Source organism: Pseudomonas sp. SDO52101_S400, from assembly GCF_054071635.1.
Map to the genome: position 1 here is coordinate 63,769 of NZ_JBSVWF010000011.1, position 17,117 is coordinate 80,885.

At 61.4% G+C, this 17,117-nt stretch carries 17 protein-coding genes; 9 read left to right on the forward strand and 8 right to left on the reverse strand.

Translation table 11 applies throughout. The annotated features are described in order from the left end of the window. Positions 1-3 precede the first annotated feature (3 nt). Positions 4-1,017, reverse strand: coding sequence for a porphobilinogen synthase (gene hemB, locus ACW9HX_RS07925; RefSeq protein WP_457380161.1), 1,014 nt, complete (start codon positions 1,015-1,017; stop codon positions 4-6). 207 nt (positions 1,018-1,224) lie between these two features. On the opposite strand from hemB, the gene ACW9HX_RS07930 reads away from it, so the two are divergent. Then, positions 1,225-1,881: a DedA family protein gene (locus ACW9HX_RS07930; RefSeq protein WP_457380162.1), complete on the forward strand. Its 657-nt coding sequence runs from the start codon at positions 1,225-1,227 to the stop codon at positions 1,879-1,881. Here ACW9HX_RS07930 and ACW9HX_RS07935 read toward each other — a convergent pair. Beyond that, positions 1,862-3,097 (reverse strand): sterol desaturase family protein, encoded by a 1,236-nt coding sequence (locus ACW9HX_RS07935; protein ID WP_457380163.1) that lies wholly within the window; start codon positions 3,095-3,097, stop codon positions 1,862-1,864. The two genes, ACW9HX_RS07930 and ACW9HX_RS07935, sit on opposite strands and share 20 nt — an antisense overlap. 116 nt (positions 3,098-3,213) lie before the next feature. Here ACW9HX_RS07935 and elbB point away from each other — a divergent pair, with 116 nt between their 5' ends. After that, complete coding sequence (elbB, locus tag ACW9HX_RS07940; RefSeq protein ID WP_457380164.1) at positions 3,214-3,882, forward strand: isoprenoid biosynthesis glyoxalase ElbB; 669 nt, start codon at positions 3,214-3,216, stop codon at positions 3,880-3,882. Between the two features lie 131 nt (positions 3,883-4,013). Here the strand turns inward: elbB and ACW9HX_RS07945 are convergent, their stop codons facing one another. Both ACW9HX_RS07945 and ACW9HX_RS07950 read right to left on the reverse strand, forming a co-directional pair. Next, positions 4,014-4,469 carry a YaiI/YqxD family protein gene (locus ACW9HX_RS07945; protein ID WP_457380202.1) on the reverse strand — a complete coding sequence of 152 codons (456 nt, stop codon included), beginning with the start codon at positions 4,467-4,469 and terminating at the stop codon, positions 4,014-4,016. 4 nt (positions 4,470-4,473) lie between these two features. Next, positions 4,474-6,369 carry an FTR1 family protein gene (locus tag ACW9HX_RS07950; protein WP_457380165.1) on the reverse strand — a complete coding sequence of 632 codons (1,896 nt, stop codon included), beginning with the start codon at positions 6,367-6,369 and terminating at the stop codon, positions 4,474-4,476. 151 nt (positions 6,370-6,520) lie between these two features. Between ACW9HX_RS07950 and ACW9HX_RS07955 the strand changes: the two genes are divergently transcribed. From ACW9HX_RS07955 to ACW9HX_RS07975, 5 genes are all read left to right on the forward strand, one after another. Then, positions 6,521-7,894 (forward strand): COG3014 family protein, encoded by a 1,374-nt coding sequence (locus tag ACW9HX_RS07955; RefSeq protein ID WP_457380166.1) that lies wholly within the window; start codon positions 6,521-6,523, stop codon positions 7,892-7,894. 202 nt (positions 7,895-8,096) lie between these two features. After that, positions 8,097-9,491 (forward strand): COG3014 family protein, encoded by a 1,395-nt coding sequence (locus ACW9HX_RS07960; RefSeq protein WP_457380167.1) that lies wholly within the window; start codon positions 8,097-8,099, stop codon positions 9,489-9,491. 15 nt (positions 9,492-9,506) lie between these two features. Beyond that, the gene (locus tag ACW9HX_RS07965) at positions 9,507-9,881 is read left to right on the forward strand and encodes a DUF1425 domain-containing protein (RefSeq protein WP_457380168.1); all 375 of its coding nucleotides are present in this window, start codon (positions 9,507-9,509) and stop codon (positions 9,879-9,881) included. A gap of 36 nt (positions 9,882-9,917) precedes the next feature. Next, positions 9,918-10,505, forward strand: a complete 588-nt coding sequence (gene lpoB, locus ACW9HX_RS07970; RefSeq protein ID WP_457380169.1) for a penicillin-binding protein activator LpoB — start codon at positions 9,918-9,920, stop codon at positions 10,503-10,505. 3 nt (positions 10,506-10,508) lie between these two features. Next, positions 10,509-11,252, forward strand: coding sequence for a penicillin-binding protein activator LpoB (locus ACW9HX_RS07975; protein ID WP_457380170.1), 744 nt, complete (start codon positions 10,509-10,511; stop codon positions 11,250-11,252). 61 nt (positions 11,253-11,313) lie between these two features. Here ACW9HX_RS07975 and ACW9HX_RS07980 read toward each other — a convergent pair whose 3' ends face one another. The 3 genes from ACW9HX_RS07980 to ACW9HX_RS07990 all read right to left on the reverse strand — a co-directional run bounded on the left by ACW9HX_RS07980 (position 11,314) and on the right by ACW9HX_RS07990 (position 14,552). Then, positions 11,314-11,946, reverse strand: coding sequence for a LysE family transporter (locus ACW9HX_RS07980; RefSeq protein WP_457380171.1), 633 nt, complete (start codon positions 11,944-11,946; stop codon positions 11,314-11,316). A 114-nt stretch (positions 11,947-12,060) separates the two neighbouring features. After that, positions 12,061-12,642 carry a mechanosensitive ion channel family protein gene (locus ACW9HX_RS07985; protein ID WP_085708945.1) on the reverse strand — a complete coding sequence of 194 codons (582 nt, stop codon included), beginning with the start codon at positions 12,640-12,642 and terminating at the stop codon, positions 12,061-12,063. After that, on the reverse strand, positions 12,642-14,552 hold the full coding sequence (locus ACW9HX_RS07990) for an ATP-binding cassette domain-containing protein (RefSeq protein ID WP_457380172.1): 1,911 nt from the start codon (positions 14,550-14,552) through the stop codon (positions 12,642-12,644). Before ACW9HX_RS07990 ends, ACW9HX_RS07985 begins: the two co-directional genes overlap by 1 nt. Before the next feature lie 50 nt (positions 14,553-14,602). Here ACW9HX_RS07990 and ACW9HX_RS07995 point away from each other — a divergent pair, with 50 nt between their 5' ends. Further along, positions 14,603-15,064: a TIGR02444 family protein gene (locus tag ACW9HX_RS07995; RefSeq protein ID WP_457380173.1), complete on the forward strand. Its 462-nt coding sequence runs from the start codon at positions 14,603-14,605 to the stop codon at positions 15,062-15,064. Here the strand turns inward: ACW9HX_RS07995 and ACW9HX_RS08000 are convergent. After that, positions 15,061-16,203, reverse strand: a complete 1,143-nt coding sequence (locus tag ACW9HX_RS08000) for an AlgP family protein (RefSeq protein WP_457380174.1) — start codon at positions 16,201-16,203, stop codon at positions 15,061-15,063. The two genes, ACW9HX_RS07995 and ACW9HX_RS08000, sit on opposite strands and share 4 nt — an antisense overlap. 192 nt (positions 16,204-16,395) lie before the next feature. Between ACW9HX_RS08000 and ACW9HX_RS08005 the strand changes: the two genes are divergently transcribed. After that, a complete protein-coding gene (locus ACW9HX_RS08005) occupies positions 16,396-17,061 on the forward strand; it encodes an FKBP-type peptidyl-prolyl cis-trans isomerase (RefSeq protein WP_457380175.1) in 666 nt (221 codons plus the stop codon). Positions 17,062-17,117: the final 56 nt, after the last annotated feature.

Consider the following 17,117-nt stretch of genomic DNA (forward strand, 5'->3'; position numbering starts at 1 on the left):
GGGCTATTTCTGCTCTCGTAACAATTGAGCGGCACGGACAGCAAAGTAAGTCAGGATGCCATCAGCGCCGGCACGTTTAAAGGCGGTCAGGGATTCGAGGATCACGCCTTCGCTCAACCAGCCATTCTGGATCGCCGCCATGTGCATGGCGTATTCGCCGCTAACCTGATAGACGAAGGTCGGCACTTTGAAGGCATCTTTTACCCGGAACAAAATGTCCAGGTACGGCATGCCGGGTTTGACCATGACCATGTCCGCGCCTTCAGACAAGTCCGCGCCCACTTCGTGCAGCGCTTCGTCGCTGTTGGCCGGGTCCATCTGGTAGGAAGCCTTGTTCGCCTTGCCCAGATTCGCGGCCGAACCCACGGCATCGCGGAACGGGCCGTAATAGGCACTGGCGTACTTGGCCGAGTAGGCCATGATTCGCACGTTGACGTGACCGGCCAGCTCCAGGGCCTCGCGGATCGCCTGGATGCGACCGTCCATCATGTCCGACGGGGCAACCACCTGGGCACCCGCGGCGGCGTGGGACAACGCTTGTTTGACCAGTGCATCGACGGTGATGTCGTTCTGCACATAGCCTTCTTCATCGAGAATGCCGTCCTGACCGTGAGTGGTGAACGGGTCGAGGGCGACGTCAGTGATTACGCCCAGCTCCGGGAATCGGTCACGCAGCGCACGAGTGGCGCGCTGGGCGATACCTTCGGGATTCCAGGCTTCAGCGGCATCGAGGGATTTGAGTTCAGCTGGCGTGACCGGGAACAGCGCCAGCGCCGGAATCCCCAGCTCGACCCATTTCGCCGCTTCTTCGAGCAGCAGGTCGATGGTCAGACGCTCCACACCCGGCATCGACGCCACGGCTTCGCGGCGATTTTCACCGTCGAGCACGAACACCGGCAGGATCAGGTCATCGACCGTCAACACGTTCTCACGCACCAGCCGCCGGGAAAAATCATCACGGCGATTGCGACGCAGGCGAGTAGCTGGGAACAGACGGTTGGCTGGGGTAAAGCTCACGGCAGACTCCTGAGCCCGCGCAAACGGGCGAGCGTGACAGTTATAGACGGCCATTATGACTAACAGATGACAGTTGTGTGAGACCCGTGACATGTAGCCGCATTCCATTCTCAGCGTAGGAATTGTTCACGTCGAGACACATTTCGACACTTTCCTGAATGTGTCCGAAGGGTTAGGCTGCGCGTTCATTTCGCCAGCACCCAGACAATGCTCCAACAATTTCTGCATGACTTCGGCTACTTTGCCCTGTTTCTCGGCACGTTCTTCGAAGGCGAAACCATCCTGGTGCTCGCGGGCTTTCTCGCGTTCCGTGGATACATGGACATCAACCTGGTGGTGGTCGTGGCGTTCTTCGGCAGCTATGCCGGCGATCAGCTGTGGTACTTCCTGGGACGCAAGCACGGGCGCAAATTGCTGGCGCGCAAACCGCGCTGGCAAATGATGGGCGACCGCGCGCTGGAGCATATCCGCAAGCACCCGGACATCTGGGTCCTGAGCTTCCGCTTCGTTTACGGTCTGCGCACGGTGATGCCGGTGGCGATCGGCCTGTCGGGCTACCCGCCGGGACGCTATCTGCTGCTGAACGGCATTGGCGCGGCGATCTGGGCAGCCGCTCTGGCCGCAGCCGCGTACCACTTCGGGGCGGTGCTGGAAGGCATGCTGGGCAGCATCAAGAAATATGAACTGTGGGTACTCGGTGCGCTGCTGGTGCTGGGCGTCGGCCTGTGGCTGCGCCGCCGGTTCAAGAATGCCCGGCTGGCCAAGAAGGTCTACGAAGACGAGCAGGCCGAGCAACTGGCCAAAGCCGAACGGCACAAGGCCGAACTGGCCAAGACTGCCGACCCTAAGACGCCAGCCGAGTAAACCGCCGGCGGCAGCAATACAGCCCGATGCCACTGATCAGGCTGTAGCCGAACAGGCCGACCCAAACTTGCGGGTCGGCCGGCCATAGCCCGACTTGCGGCGCCAGCCATACCAGCGGCAGGTTCGCTGCCAGCCGCAGCAGTTCCAGCCTCAGCGCCCACGGGCGATTCTCCAGCGCTACGCCCAATACAAACAAACCGAATGCCACCGCGCCCCAGCCCAGAACCAGGGCGCCGGTCGACAGACTGTGCTCCAGATTCATCAGATAGCTGCCCAGCGCCACGTACATGCCGAATTGCAGCGCTACGTACCACTGCTGTCGGGCGCCCAGCGGCACTTCGAATTTGCGAAACCTGCTCAAGTCCGGCTTGTGCATCGGATACTTGGCCGCCACGTCCGCCGGGCGCCACCCCGTGCGCATGAACCAGATCCGCAGCTTGTCCCACGTGCGCTCAGCCCGGCGCGCGTCGTCCCACAACTGCGCATAGAACTGCACGTTGGCCCACAGCGGATTCCAGCTAGCCAGCGGTGTGGTCACACCGAAAATCACCGGTTCGTTGTCGTCCTCTTCCTGGAAAGAGCCGAACAGACGATCCCAAATAATGAACACCCCGCCATAGTTGCGATCCATGTAGAGAGCGTTCTGTGCATGGTGGGCCCGATGATTGGACGGCGTGACGAAGCATTTTTCGAACCAGCCAAGCTTGGGAATGTGTCTGGTGTGAACCCAGAACTGATACAGCAGATTCAACGCCGCAACGCTGACGAACACCAGCAAGGGTACTCCGAGCACGGCCATCGGCAGGTAAAAGATCCAGCCGAGCACAAACCCGGTGCTGGTCTGGCGCAAGGCGGTGGACAGGTTGTAGTCCTCGCTCTGGTGATGCACCGAATGCGCCGCCCAGAGAATGTTCCGCTCGTGCCCCATACGGTGCAGCCAGTAGTAGCAGAAGTCGTAGAGGACAAACGCGAAGACCCACACCCAGACGCTGTCCGCCGGCAACCTGACCAGCGCCAGATGTTCCAGGGCAAACCCGTACGTCACCAGCCCCACGCCTTTGGTCAGCAGGCCGGTGGTGGTCGACAACACCCCGGTGCTGATGCTGTTCACTGCATCGGCCAGGCGATAGTTGCTCACCCCGCGCCAACGGTCGGCGATGAGCTCTGCCACGATCAATACGAAGAAAAACGGCACCGCATACAGAATGAAGTTCATGACGCGCCCTGATCGAGATCCGTGTGCACAGATCCTAGGTCTAGCCACAGCTGGACCCTATGGCAACGAACGACAAATTAGTGGACATTTAGCGCCATGAATCTGGAGAGAAACCCATGAGCAAAAAAGTTGCAGTGATCCTGTCCGGTTGCGGCGTGTACGACGGCGCCGAGATCCACGAAAGCGTCATCACCCTGCTGCGCCTCGACCAGCGCGGCGCCCAGGTGCAGTGCTTCGCCCCGGACATCGCGCAATTGCATGTGATCAACCACCTCACCGGCAAAGAGATGCCTGAGTCGCGCAACGTGCTGGTGGAATCGGCACGCATCGCCCGGGGCAACGTCAAGGATGTCCGTGAAGCCGATGTCGAAGCGTTCGACGCGCTGATCGTGCCCGGCGGCTTTGGCGCAGCGAAAAACCTGTCGAACTTCGCCGTCGAAGGCGCGGGTTGCTGCGTTCAGCCAGACGTACTGGCGCTGACCGAGGCCTTTGCCGAAGCGGGCAAACCGGTGGGCCTGATGTGCATTTCGCCGGCGCTGGCCGCCAAGATCTACGGCCCCGGCGTGACCTGCACCATCGGCAACGATGCAGACACCGCCACGGCGATCGGCAAGATGGGCGCCACCCACGAAGACTGCGCGGTGACCGACATCATTGAAGACAAGGCGCGCAAACTGGTGACCACCCCAGCCTACATGCTGGCGCAGTCGATCAGTGAGGCGGCATCAGGGATCAACAAGCTGGTCGACCGCGTGCTTGAACTGACCCACGAAAACGACGCCTGATCTCCCTGGTCGAATACAAAACCAATGTGGGAGCGGGCTTGCTCGCGAAGACGTCAGGTCAGACAACTATTCGTTGAATGACGCACCGCCTTCGCGAGCAAGCCCGCTCCCACAAGGGATTTGTGTAATGTTCAGGGTATGCGTGTGAGCCTGGTGAGGATCCGGTCCAGCGCATTGGCGAACGCCTGTTTCTCCCGGTCGCCGAACGGCGCCGGGCCGCCGCTGACCTGGCCCTGCTCACGCAGATCGGTGAACAGGTTGCGTGTCGCCAGCCGCTCTCCCATGTTCTGCGCGTCGAACTCCTTGCCTCGCGGGTCCAGCGCTGCAACGCCCTTCTTCACCAGCCGGTCGGCCAGCGGAATGTCGCTGCAGATCACCAGCTCGCCCGGCACCGCATGTTCCACCAGGTAATCATCCGCCGCATCCGGGCCGCTCGGCACCACGATCAGCTTGACGATCGTCAGCGCCGGTTTGCTCTGCGGCTGCCCTGCCACCAACACCACTTCGAAACGGCGCTTGAGGGCGAACTTGACCACCAGCTCCTTGGCCATCTTCGGGCAGGCGTCGGCGTCGATCCATACGCGCATCATCTCAGGCCGCCACTCGGCGCTTTTCCACCACCCGACTGCGCCCGTACAGCACAACAATCGCCGCAATCGCCACGGCCTGCGCTGTCAGCGAGTAAGCGTCGGCATGAATCCCCAGCCATTCGAAATCGAAGAACGCCACCGGACGAGTGCCGAAGATCCCTGCCTCCTGCAACGCCTTCACACCATGACCGGCAAACACCACCGACAACGCACAGAGCAATGCCGCGTTGATGCTGAAGAACAGCGTCAACGGCAATTTCGCTGAACCGCGCAGAATGATCCACGCCAGACCGAACAGCAGCACCAGCGCCGTCGCGCCGCCCGCCAATACCGCGTTGTGTCCGGCAGGACCGGCCTGCAGCCACAGGGTTTCGTAGAACAGGATCACTTCGAACAGCTCGCGATACACCGAGAAGAACGCCAGGACCGCGAAGCCAAAACGCCCGCCGCCGCCGACCAGACTTTGCTTGATGTAATCCTGCCAGGCTGCCGCATGCCGGCGATCGTGCATCCACACCCCGAGCCACAGCACCATGACACTGGCGAACAGCGCCGTGGCGCCTTCCAGCAGTTCCCGCTGGGAACCGCTGACATCGATCACATACGCCGCCACCGCCCAGGTCCCGAGACCGGCCAGCAGCGCCAACCCCCAGCCGACGTTGACGCTGCGTACCGCCGATTGCTGGCCGGTGTTGCGCAGGAACGCGAGGATCGCCGCCAGCACCAGGATCGCTTCCAGGCCTTCGCGCAGCAGAATCAGCAGACCGGAAACGTAACTCAGCGACCAGCTCAGACCATCGCTGCCCAACAACCCGGCAGACTCCTTGAGCTTGGCCTTGGCCGCGTCGAGACGCTGCTCGGCCTGCTCGACCGGTAAGCCGTCCTGCAGCGATTGGCGGTAGGCCATCAGGGATTTTTCGGTGTCCTTGCGCACGTTGGCGTCGACGTTATCCAGCGAGCTTTCGACCAGCTCGAAACCTTCCAGATACGCAGCAACGGACAAGTCATAAGCCTGATCACGCTCACCGACGCGGTAAGCGGCAAGGCTCTTGTCCAGGGTCGCGGCGGTGTAGTCGAGCAACTGCGCCGGGCCACGTTTGACCTGCGGCGGTTGCGCCCGTTGAGCACGGAAGGTCGCTGCGGCTTCAGGGCCTTCGGCGGCCTGCACTTCGGCCGGCGTCTGACGGGCAAGGTCGGCGATGTTGTAAGTCTTGTCGGTTTTGGCCGTGGCCGGGTCGGCGCTGAACTGGGCGATGTAGGTTGCCAGATCCCAGCGCTGACGGTCGTCCAGCTGATCGGCGAAGGCCGGCATGTCAGTGCCTTCGACGCCTTGTCCGAGCGTGTTGTAGATCGCGTACAGGCTCAGGTGGTCCAGGCGCGCCGCGTCACGCAGATTGGCCGGAGGCGGCGTCATGCCGACACCTGCCGGGCCGTCCCCGGCACCCGTGGCGCCGTGGCACACCGAGCAGTGCTGGGTATAGAGCGGCGCGCCGCGAGTCGGATCCGGGGTGATGATCGGTGCCTGGCTGACTTCATACGCCACCGCCAGTTTCGCCCCCAGTTGCCGCGCCTGACGGGCGACGTCCGCGCCGTCCTGCTTCGCGGTGATGGCGGCGAACAGCGCTTCGACGCCCTGCTCCAGGCCGGCCTTCTCCGGTTTGGCCGGCATGCCGGCAATCAAGCCTTGCAGCGCGCGGGTGAACTCCAGTTGTTCACGGTATTCGGCATCGTCGATGACCTTGCCTGCCTCTACCGTTGGCGGGTAATCGGCGCTGATGTAATCGAGCAGGTGCAGCGCTTGCGGCGCGCCTTCCACGGTTTCGGCCAGCAGATTGAAGCTGCTCAGGGCAAACAACGGGAACACCAGCCAGGCCAGGAATCGGGACGAGGCAGTCATGAAGGGATCTCAATTGGAAATGCGAAGTAACATATTGTTCACGTCGGGGGAGCCTGACTCAAGCTTTCTCTCCAATACCCGGCGCATAGCGATTGACCGCCCCTATAATCCGTCACCTTTCACCTCTCTGTTCAAGGAAGAGTTGCACGCCATGCGCCAATGCCTGCTGCTATCGGTATTAATCAGCACGATCCTGCAACTGAGCGGCTGCGCGGCTTACCGCGATTACGACCTGGAAATGCAGCAGACCAATGACCGGCTGATGCGTGGCGACTATCAGGGCGCCCTGGATGTGCTGGAGTGGCACAACCCCTGGGAAGACAAGGACCTGCTCTATTACTTCGAGAAGGGCTCGATTCTCAGTTTCGCCAACGCACGACCCCAGAGCCAGAAAGCCTGGCGCAGCGCTGACCGGATGGTGTTCCAGCGCGAAGAGGCTGTGCCTTCCGCCCCCATGAAGCTGCTCAACCGTTTTTCCTATGAAATGGGCACCATGCTGGTCAACGACAAGCTCAGTCGCTACGAGGGCTACGACTACGAAAAAGTCATGCTGACCACGCAGATGGCCCTCAACCAATTGAGCGAAAGTGATTTCGACGGCGCCCGGGCCGACATCAAGAAGACCCACGAACGTGAAGCACTGATCGCCCGCCAGCGAGAGCGCCAGTACGAAGAGCTCGAGGAACAGGCCAAAGCTCAAGGCATCGTCGTGAAATACAAGGATCTGCAGGGCTATCCCGTCACCACCCTGGATGCGCCGGCGGTGATCGAACTGAAAAACGGCTACCAGAGTGCCTTCAGCCATTACCTGGCCGGCTTCACCTACGAAGCGCTGGGTGAGCGGGATTTGGCCGCGCCGGGTTATCGCCAGGCAATCGAGTTGCGCCCGAACATCCCTTTCCTCGAACAGGCGTTGCGCGATCTCGACAAACCGCCAGCCAAGGATGATGAAAGCGATGTTCTGATCGTCGTCCAGAGCGGTCTGGCACCGGCCCGCAGCTCGGTCACTGTGCCGGTCCCGGTGCGGCTCAATGAAAACCTGGTCATCACTGCACCGATCTCGTTTCCCATCCTGGTGCCGGATACCGTCACACCGGCGTTCGACCACATCATGGTGGATGGCCGCAAACGCCCGCTGACCGTGATCAACAGCGTCACCGACATGGCGTTTCGTACGTTGCGCGATGACATGCCGGCGATCATTTCCCGGGCGATGTTCCGCGCCAACATGGCCGCCATTTCCCAGGCCCAGGAAAACGAACGCAACCCGGCCAAGGCCTCGCTGGTGGTCACCGAGCACGACCCCTTTGAGGAGGCCGACACCCGAACCTGGCGCACGCTGCCGGACAGAACGCTGGTGGCCCGCCTGCGACTGAAAAAAGGCAACCATCAGTTCGGCGCTCCCAATGCACCGGAAGCGGCGCCGGTGACCTTGCGAATCGACCGCGATCACCAGTTGGTCAACCTGCGGGTCCTGAACGACATCGCCAATGTTGTCGGCAACGCCAGACTGCCGGACAAGTGATGGCATCTAACTAACCAGTGCAATTAAAAAGCTATTACATAGCCAGCATCGCCCGCTTATAATGCCGCGCCCTCGTTATTGCGATGCGGCATTAAAGCTCCTCTGTTTATGAGGAATTGGCAGGAGGCCAACGCCACTGCCGATCGGTCCCAGCAGCCCGACCCGCACCCGAGGCTGTCGCTACTCATGGAAGAAGTACCCCATGGCATTCCGCGCTCCCACTCTGATCGCGCTTGGCGCAGTCACTCTGCTGTCCGGCTGTTCGGCGTTTCGCAACTACGACTCCGAACTGGCCCAGACCAATCAGCAACTGGCCACCGGCAACGTCGACGCCGCCCTGACCCTGCTGGAAAAGAACAACACCGGCCCGGACAAAGACCTGCTCTATTACTTCGAGAAAGGTGAACTGCTGCGCGCCAAGGGCGACCTGTCCGGCAGCCAGAATGCCTGGACCAGCGCCGACCAGGTGGTCGGCAAGTGGGAAGATTCGGTCAAGCTCGACACCGACAAATACCTGGCCCAGTTCGGCAGCTTCCTGGTCAACGACAAAGTCCGCCGCTACGAAGGCTACGACTACGAAAAAGTCATGCTGACCACGCAAATGGCCCTGAACCTGTTGGCGGTCAACGACTTCGACGGCGCGCGCACCGCGATCAAGAAGACTCACGAACGTGAAGCCGTGATTGCCGACCTGCGTGACAAGGAATACCTCAAGAGCGAAGAGGAAGCCGAGAAAGAAGGCATCAAGACCCAGTACAAGGACCTGCAAGGCTACCCGGTCGCCAGCCTTGACGCCCCGGAAGTAGTCGGCCTGAAGAACAGCTACCAGAGCGCGTTCAGCCATTACCTGGCCGGTTTCGTCTACGAAGCCCTGGATGAAAAAGACCTGGCCGCGCCGGGTTACCGCAAGGCAGCCGAACTGCGTCCGAACACGCCGCTGCTGGAGCAGGCGCTGGTCAACCTCGACAAACCGGTCAAGAGCGATGACAGCGACGTCCTGATCGTGGTGCAAAGCGGCCTGGCGCCGGCCCGCGATTCGATCCGCGTGCCGCTGCCGCTGCCGATCTCCAACAACGTGGTGATCACCCCGCTGTCGTTCCCGATCATCAAGCCTGACACCTCGACCGCGCCGTTCGCGCAGATCGGTGTCGACGGCCAGCAACTGAACCTGACTGCCCTCAACAGCACCACTGCCATGTCCCGCCGCGCGCTGCGCGATGACATGCCGGGGATCATCGTGCGGACCATGGTGCGCGCGATCACCAAAGGTGTGGCGCAGAAGAAGATCAACGAAACCAACCCGCTGGCGGGCCTGGCCGTCGGTATCTCTTCAGCTGTGCTGGAAGGTGCCGATACCCGTACGTGGCGTACCCTGCCGGACACCACTCAAGTCGTACGTCTGCGCTTGAAGAAAGGCGAGCACCAAGTCACTCTGCCGAGCGCCGTCGGTGGCTCGCTGGTCAAGGTCACCGTCGATCAGCGTTATCAGGTGATCACCCTGCGCGCGGTGGGTAACCAGGTGTTTGCCGCCGGGCTCGCCGCCCATGTGACCCCGAGCGCCGGCACCACCGCTGTGGCCAGCCTCAAACAACCTTAAGAACGGAGTCTTTGCATGCGTTTCAAACTCTTCGCCGTCGCAGCCCTCGCCTTGATGGCCAGCGGCTGCGCCACACCGCCACCGCCGGAGCCGGGCAGCGCCGCGAGCAAGGTCGTGGCCATGGGCCCGCAGAAACACATCGCGGTCGGTGCCATGCGCGTCGCCCGCGAGAACGGCTTCATGACCGTCAATGTGCAGTTGACCAACACCCTCAACAGCAACAAGACGTTCTACTACCGCTTCGCCTGGCTTGGCGCGGAAGGTTTCCCGGTAGCCGAAGAAGAAGTCTGGAAAAGCCAAATGATGTACGGCGCCCAGACCAGCTTCATCCAGGGCATCGCCCCGACACCGAAAGCCGTGGATTTCCGTCTCGAACTCAAGACGCCTTAAGCCCGACACCCTATTCCCGATTCAGAGAACATTCCCATGTTTGCACGCTTTTCCTTCATCGCCGTCATCGCCCTGCTGGCCAGCGGTTGCGCCAACACCTCGCCGACCCTGGGCAGCAAGAACATCAGCTACGGCGACACCAAGGCTGTTGAAACCGTAACCAACGAGTTCGGTTCGACCGACCTGCAGATGATCGCCGAGTCGATGACCCGTTCCCTGGCCCAGTCCGGCATTCTGCAGGGCCGTCCTGTAGTGCAGGTCTACGACGTGAAGAACAAGACCAGCGAATACATCGACACCCGCGAAATCACCACCAGCATCAAGACCCAGCTGATGAAGTCCGGCACCGCCCGCTTCGCCAGCGACAACACCGCGATGCAGAGCCAGGTCGACCAGCTCAAGCTGCAAAACCAGAGCGGTCTGTACAAGAAGAACACCGTGGCCAAGACCGGCAACATGATCGCTGCCAAATACCGTCTTGAAGGTTCGATCAGCTCGATCGTCAAGCGCAGCAGCGACTACAAGGACGTCTTCTACAAATTCAGCCTGCAACTGATCGACGTTGAAAGCGGTCTGGCCGAGTGGATGGACGAGAAAGAGATCCGCAAAACCACGGAGCGTTAATCGATGCGCATATGGATTGGCATGATGGCCCTGGCTTGCGCGTTCAGCGCGCAAGCGGCCCCGAAAGTCGCGGTGACGGATCTGGCGTACCAGGAACGCGTGGAGCAATACATCCACGTCGTTTCGTCGAAGAACAATTACCGCGAGGGTTACTACAGCTCCAGCGGCTCTTCGAGCTACGACGAATTCGAATCCAACACCAGTTACATCGAGCAGGCCGAGCTGCGCAAATTCACCGGCGACATCAAGGGTGAAATCCTGCGCACCGGCATGTTCCAGTTGATCCAGGGCACGCCGTACACCGCGTCGTCCAAGGGTGATATTTACGATGTGATCAAGCGGATCAAGGCTGGCAACTTCAAAGGTGCCGACTATGTGCTGTTCGGTACGGTGTCTGACATCGACTTCACCCAGGACATGAACGAGCTGGCGAACACCGACAGCTATTCGGCCGTTCTGGGCCTGACGCTGGTGGCGGATTTCAGCCTGATCAACACCAAGACCTACGAAATCACCTCGGCCTTCACGGCCATGGGCGAAGCGCAGGACACCAAACTGGTGAACCACCGCGACATCAAGATCTCACTCAATCGCCCCCGGGTCGTGCGTGATGTCTCGAAAGCGCTGGGCGAAGACGTGGCCGGACAACTGAGCATGCAGCTCGGCGGTGGCGGTTACGAGCAGCCGCGTGAACCGCAGCAGCGCAACAATCTGCCGCGTGATACGGCGCCGGTGATTCTTCACTGACCGGCTGCCGAAAACGAAAAAGGCGACCTGAAAAAGGTCGCCTTTTTTATGCCTGCCCGCTTTAGGCGGCGGCCTTGCGCAACGTCGCCATGAACGCCGCCGCACCGATGAACAACCCGGCAAACGTGCGGTTCATGCGTTTCTGCTGGGTCGGTGTACGCAACAGGCGCAGCACCTTCGACGCCAGCCCGGTGTAGCCGGCCATGACGATCAGGTCGACGCAGATCATGGTCACGCCGATCACCACGTACTGGATAAACAGCGGCGCGTGAGGATTGATGAACTGCGGCAGCACCGCCAGCATGAACACCAAAGCCTTGGGGTTGCTGATGTTCACCAGGAATCCACGAAACACCAGGGCCATCGGCCGACCGATCGGACGTACCGCCGCGTCATCGCTCATGTCCATCGGCAGTGCGCGCCACTGTTTGATCGCCAGATAAACCAGGTACGCAACACCGAACCATTTGATCGCATGGAACGCGGTGGCCGAAGCGGTGAGGATCGCGCCGACACCGGCGCCGACGATGGCAATCTGCAGGGCCAGGCCCAGTTGCAGGCCCAGGGCGTTCCAGTAACCGCGCCAGAAACCGTATTGCAGACCGCTGGACATCGACGCAATCGCGCCGGCGCCCGGAGAAAGGCTGATCACCCAGCAGGCGGCAAAAAACGCCAGCCATGTTTGAAGCTCCATCGCACACCTCGACTCAGACTCGTGACAAACGTCCAAGCTAATGCGATTCAGGCTGGATGACTACCGATTTTTTTCAGGATGTTGCGGCTGCCGACCAACGTGGCCGGCGCCCGATCACTTTTCGAAACCACTGGAAGGGAACACATCCGACCCGCGCCAGCGTCGCACGGAGCGCTGGAAGAACAGGCTGTTGGGCACCTGCACCATGGCGCTGCCGGTGCCGAGTTCTTCGGCTTCGATCAGCGTGGTGTAGAGCAGATTGATCGCCACCACCCGACCTTTGACGCCGGGTTTGTCGGTGGTGTCCACCAGTTCGACCACATCGCCGAGACGGAACGGGCCGACGGTGAAGATCAGAATCGCGCAGAGCAGGTTCGACAGCACGCTCCACATGGCGAAGAACGCCACCGCCGCGACGGCGACGAAGCCGGACAACGCCGTCCACAGCACCGTGGCAGAGACCCCGAGGCGCTCCAGCACGAAGATCAGCGCGCTGCCCATGATCAGCCAGCGCAAACCACCGCGCAGCGGCATCAGCAACTGCGGAGGGAATGGATACTTCTCCCCCAGCCGGGTCAGGAAGCGAGCGACGACGCGTTGAGCGAAGTAGCCCGCCAGCAGGATCAGCAGAATCTGCACACCGAGCCAGATCGGCTCGATCCACACCGCCGGCAGCGGCAGCTTGAACGCTTCCATCAGGACAGCGCCTCCAGCTCCGACTGCATGCTTTCCAGGGTTTCCAGCGCTTGCATCCACGCCTCTTCAAGTTCGCCTTCGCGCACCTTCAGTTTGGCCTGTTCGGCCAGCAGGTCGCGCAACTCGTTCTTGCGCGCCGGCTCGTAGATGTCACTGTCGCCCAGGCTGGCATCGACCTTGGCGAGTTTCTCGTGCAACTTGCCCAGCTCGGCTTCGAGCTTGTCGGCCTCGCGCTTGTGCGGCGCCAGTTGCTGACGCAACGCAGCAGCAGCCTGACGCTGGGCCTTCTTGTCGGTCTTGTCCGGGTTGACCGGCGTGTTGCTGACAGGGGCGTTGCGCTGACGGTATTCCACCAGCCAGCGGGCGTAGTCTTCGAGGTCGCCATCGAACTCCTCGACCTTGCCGTCCGCGACCAGGTAGAAATTGTCGGTGGTGCTCTTGAGCAGATGCCGATCGTGGGAAACCACCAATACCGCGCCGCTGAATTCCTGCAGCGCCATGGTCAGCGCCAGGCGCATTTCCAGGTCAAGGTGGTTGGTCGGTTCGTCGAGCAGCAACAGGTTCGGCCGTTCCCAGGCGATCAACGCCAGGGCCAGGCGGGCCTTTTCACCACCGGAGAAATTCAGCACCGGCTCGTCGATCCGTGCGCCACGGAAGTCGAAACCACCGAGGAAGTCGCGCAGCGTTTGTTCACGCTCGGTCGGCGCCAGACGCTGCAAGTGCAGCAACGGGCTGGCCTTGGAGTCCAGCGAGTCGAGCTGATGCTGGGCGAAGTAGCCGACCACAGTGTTCTCGCCACGGGTCAGGCGCCCGGCCAGCGGTTCGAGTTCACCGGCAAGGTTCTTGATCAGAGTCGATTTACCCGCACCGTTAGGGCCAAGCAAGCCGATCCGCGCGCCGGGGGTCAGTTGCAGCTTGACCTTTTCCAGCACGGCTTTCTCGCCGTAACCCAGGCGCGCATCGGACAGGTCGATCAGCGGGCTGGATATCTTGGTCGACTCACGGAACACGAAGTCGAACGGCGAATCGACGTGGGCCGCCGACAGCTCTTCCATTCGCTCCAGCGCCTTGATCCGGCTCTGGGCCTGACGGGCCTTGGTGGCCTGGGCCTTGAACCGGGCGATGTAGCTTTCCATGTGCGCACGCTGCGCCTGCTGCTTCTCGTAGGCCTGTTGCTGCTGGGCCAGACGCTCGGCACGGGCGCGCTCGAACGCGGTGTAGCCGCCACGGTAGAGGGTCAGCTTGCGCTGATCGACGTGGGCCACGTGATCGACCACTTCATCGAGGAAATCCCGGTCGTGGGAAATCAGCAACAACGTGCCTGGGTAACTTTTCAGCCACTCTTCAAGCCAGATGATGGCATCGAGGTCCAAGTGGTTGGTCGGTTCGTCGAGCAGCAGCAGGTCTGATGGGCACATCAAAGCCTGCGCAAGGTTCAGACGCATCCGCCAGCCACCGGAGAAATCTCCTACCTGACGATCCATCTGCTCATTGGTGAAACCGAGACCGGCCAGCAGCTTGCGCGCTCGCGCATCGGCGGTGTAGCCGTCGGCGCTGTCGAGTTCGGCGTGCAGGCGGGCCAGCGCGGTGCCGTCGTGAGCCTCTTCGGCTGCCGCAAGCTCACGCTGCACTTCGCGCAGACGCAGGTCACCGTCGAGCACATAGTCGACCGCCAGGCGTTCGAGCGTGTCGACCTCCTGGCGCATGTGGGCGATACGCCAGTCGGCCGGCAGCAGGCAGTCGCCCGAGTCCGGGTGCAACTCACCGCGGAGCAAGGCGAACAGGCTGGATTTGCCGGCGCCGTTGGCACCGATGAGGCCGGCTTTATGGCCGGCGTGCAGGGTCAGCTCGGCGTCTTCTAGCAGACGTTGCGGGCCACGCTGTAAAGTCAGGTTCTGAAGTCGGATCATAATGGCGGCGGAGTCTACCAGCTTCCCCCGCAACTGGCGCGAGTAGCACGATGTCCTCTGACCTGTGGAGCTTTGCCCTTGCTGTCTACGCCCGTCCCGGCGTGGAAGATGCCTGCCTGCGCCTGCAATCGGCGGGGGTCAATGTATGCCTGATGCTCTGTGGTTTATGGCTGGAACAGCGCGATGCAACCTGCGACGAGGCGCGCGCGCGACAGCTTCAACAGCTGACCGCCCCTTGGGACCGAGAGGTGGTTCAACCGTTACGCGCGTTGCGCATACAGTGGAAAACGCTGGCCGACACAGATCCGGTGCTCAAGGGTATGCGTGAACAGATCAAAGGACTCGAACTGGAGGCGGAGCGTGCGTTGCTGTCGCGACTTGAGGGCGCGGCGCAAGGCTGGAAGCGCAACTCGAAGGAATCGAGTGATTGGCTGGAGGTGCTGGCCGGCAGTGCGGCCAACCTGAACCGCGACGCGCTGCAAGTGCTGCGCGTCGCGGCAACCGGTGCTTAGGAAGCGCTGGTCGGGTTGCTGGCGACGCTCGACACCGGCGCCGACGATGGCGTGGTTGCGGTGGTCGAGGTAGGGGCGGCAGGTGCTGTGGTCGCAGCCGGAGTGACCGGAGCGGCAGGTTTGGCAGCAGGAGCAGTGGCCGGTTTTGCTGCAGCTGGTTTGGCAGTGGCTGGTTTTTTCACTGCAGGTTTTGCAGCCGGTTTCGCTGCTGGCTTGGCGGCCGGTTTAGCGGCGGTCGCTGGCTTGGCTGCGGCAGTTGCAGGCTTGGCAGCAGCCGGTTTGGCGGCGGGTTTCGCGGCAGCAGGTTTAGCTGCTGCTTTTACCGCAGGCTTGGCAGCTGGTTTCGCTGCAGCTTTGGCAGCGGGTTTGGCTGCAACCGGTTTGGCAGCGGTTTTGGCCGCAGGCTTGGCAGCAACAGTTTTGGCCGCTGGTTTTGCTGCCGGTTTAGCGGCGGTTTTGGCGGCTGGTTTTGCAGCCGGTTTGGCCGCTGCAGTTCTTGCCGGTGCAGCTTTTGCAGCAGCGGTGCGCGCGGCAGGTTTGGCCGCTGGCTTGGCGGCAGCTGGTTTTGCTGCAGCCGGCTTGGCGGCGGCAGGTTTTGCAGCTGTGGTTTTAGCCGCAGGTTTCGCAGCGCTTGCGGCTGCGGGTTTCTTCGCTGCAGGTTTTGCGGCGGCTTTCACTGGTGCTTTTGCAGCCGGTTTGGCTGCAGCCTTTTTCGCAGGCGCTGCTGCCGGCTTGGCCGAACGCAGGGACAACGCCTTGCCGACGGCTTCTTGAACACGACCGACACCCTGGGCCAGTTTCAGGCTTTCCTGAGCATCGCGCTTGAGTTGCAGAATGTAGCTGCGGGTATCGGACTGACGATCCTTCAGCGCATCGAGCAGGTCTTCGAGTTCCTTCACGGCAGCCTTGGCCTTGGTCTGCGCCTTGGCTTTACCGGCTGCGGCTGCGTCCTGCAATTTGGTGCGGGATTTGTGCAGTTTTTCTTGTGCCTTGCCGCGTTGCTTTTCCAGTTTGGCGAGCAGTTTTTCAGCATCAGCCAAGGCTTGGGAGCAAGCGTTTTCCAGATGCTCGAGCAGGCTGCCCGAGAGCTGTTGGAGTAAGTGCAACGGAGTATTTACAGGCTTCTTGGTGGCCGACATGGTTTACCTCCTGGCTGACGTGAGTGCGGCTCATACTAGACCTCTGCTGCTACCGCCGCTAGGGCATGTTGACAGTATCGAATGCACTCGGTTGCAGGCTTGCGAAAAACTTCTGCACATTGCTCAAAGCAGTTCACCGTTGCAGAGCTTCGCGCTGGCATAATCCACCGCAATTCAGGACGGAGAGTGCCCATGTCGCGCTACTTTTTTTTATCCCTCTGCATGATCTTTTCGGCGGCCCAGGCCGACGAAAAAAACACCGCGAACGATGCTCATGATCTGGCCTACAGTCTCGGCGCCAGCCTCGGTGAACGGCTGCGCCAGGAAGTGCCGCAGCTACAGATCCAGGCCCTGATCGAAGGCCTGCAACAGGCCTATCAAGGCAAGCCGCTGGCACTGAGCGAAGCACGGATCGAACAGATCCTGGCCGATCACGAATCGCAGACGGCCGAGCATGCGGCCATGCCTTCAACTGAGGCCGCGATGGAAAACGAGCGACGTTTTCTCACTGCCGAAAAGGCCAAGCCTGGTGTGAAAGAGTTGGCTGACGGCATCCTGCTGACCGAGCTGACACCGGGGAACGGCACAAAGGCCGGCCCCGACGGAAAAGTGCAGGTGCTGTATATCGGCAGGCTACCGGACGGCACCGTGTTCGATCAGAACAGCCAGCCGCAGTGGTTCAATCTCGACAGCGTCATCGCCGGATGGCGCACCGCCTTGCAAAACATGCCGGTGGGCGCGAAGTGGCGGTTGGTGATTCCATCGGATCAGGCTTACGGCGCCGATGGTGCCGGCGACTTGATCGCACCGTTCACACCGCTGGTGTTCGAAGTCGAATTGCGCGGCGCGACCAGTTGATCGCCCAATAAAAAACGGTGCGCTGTGGGCGCACCGTTTTTGTGTCAGGGTCGTCG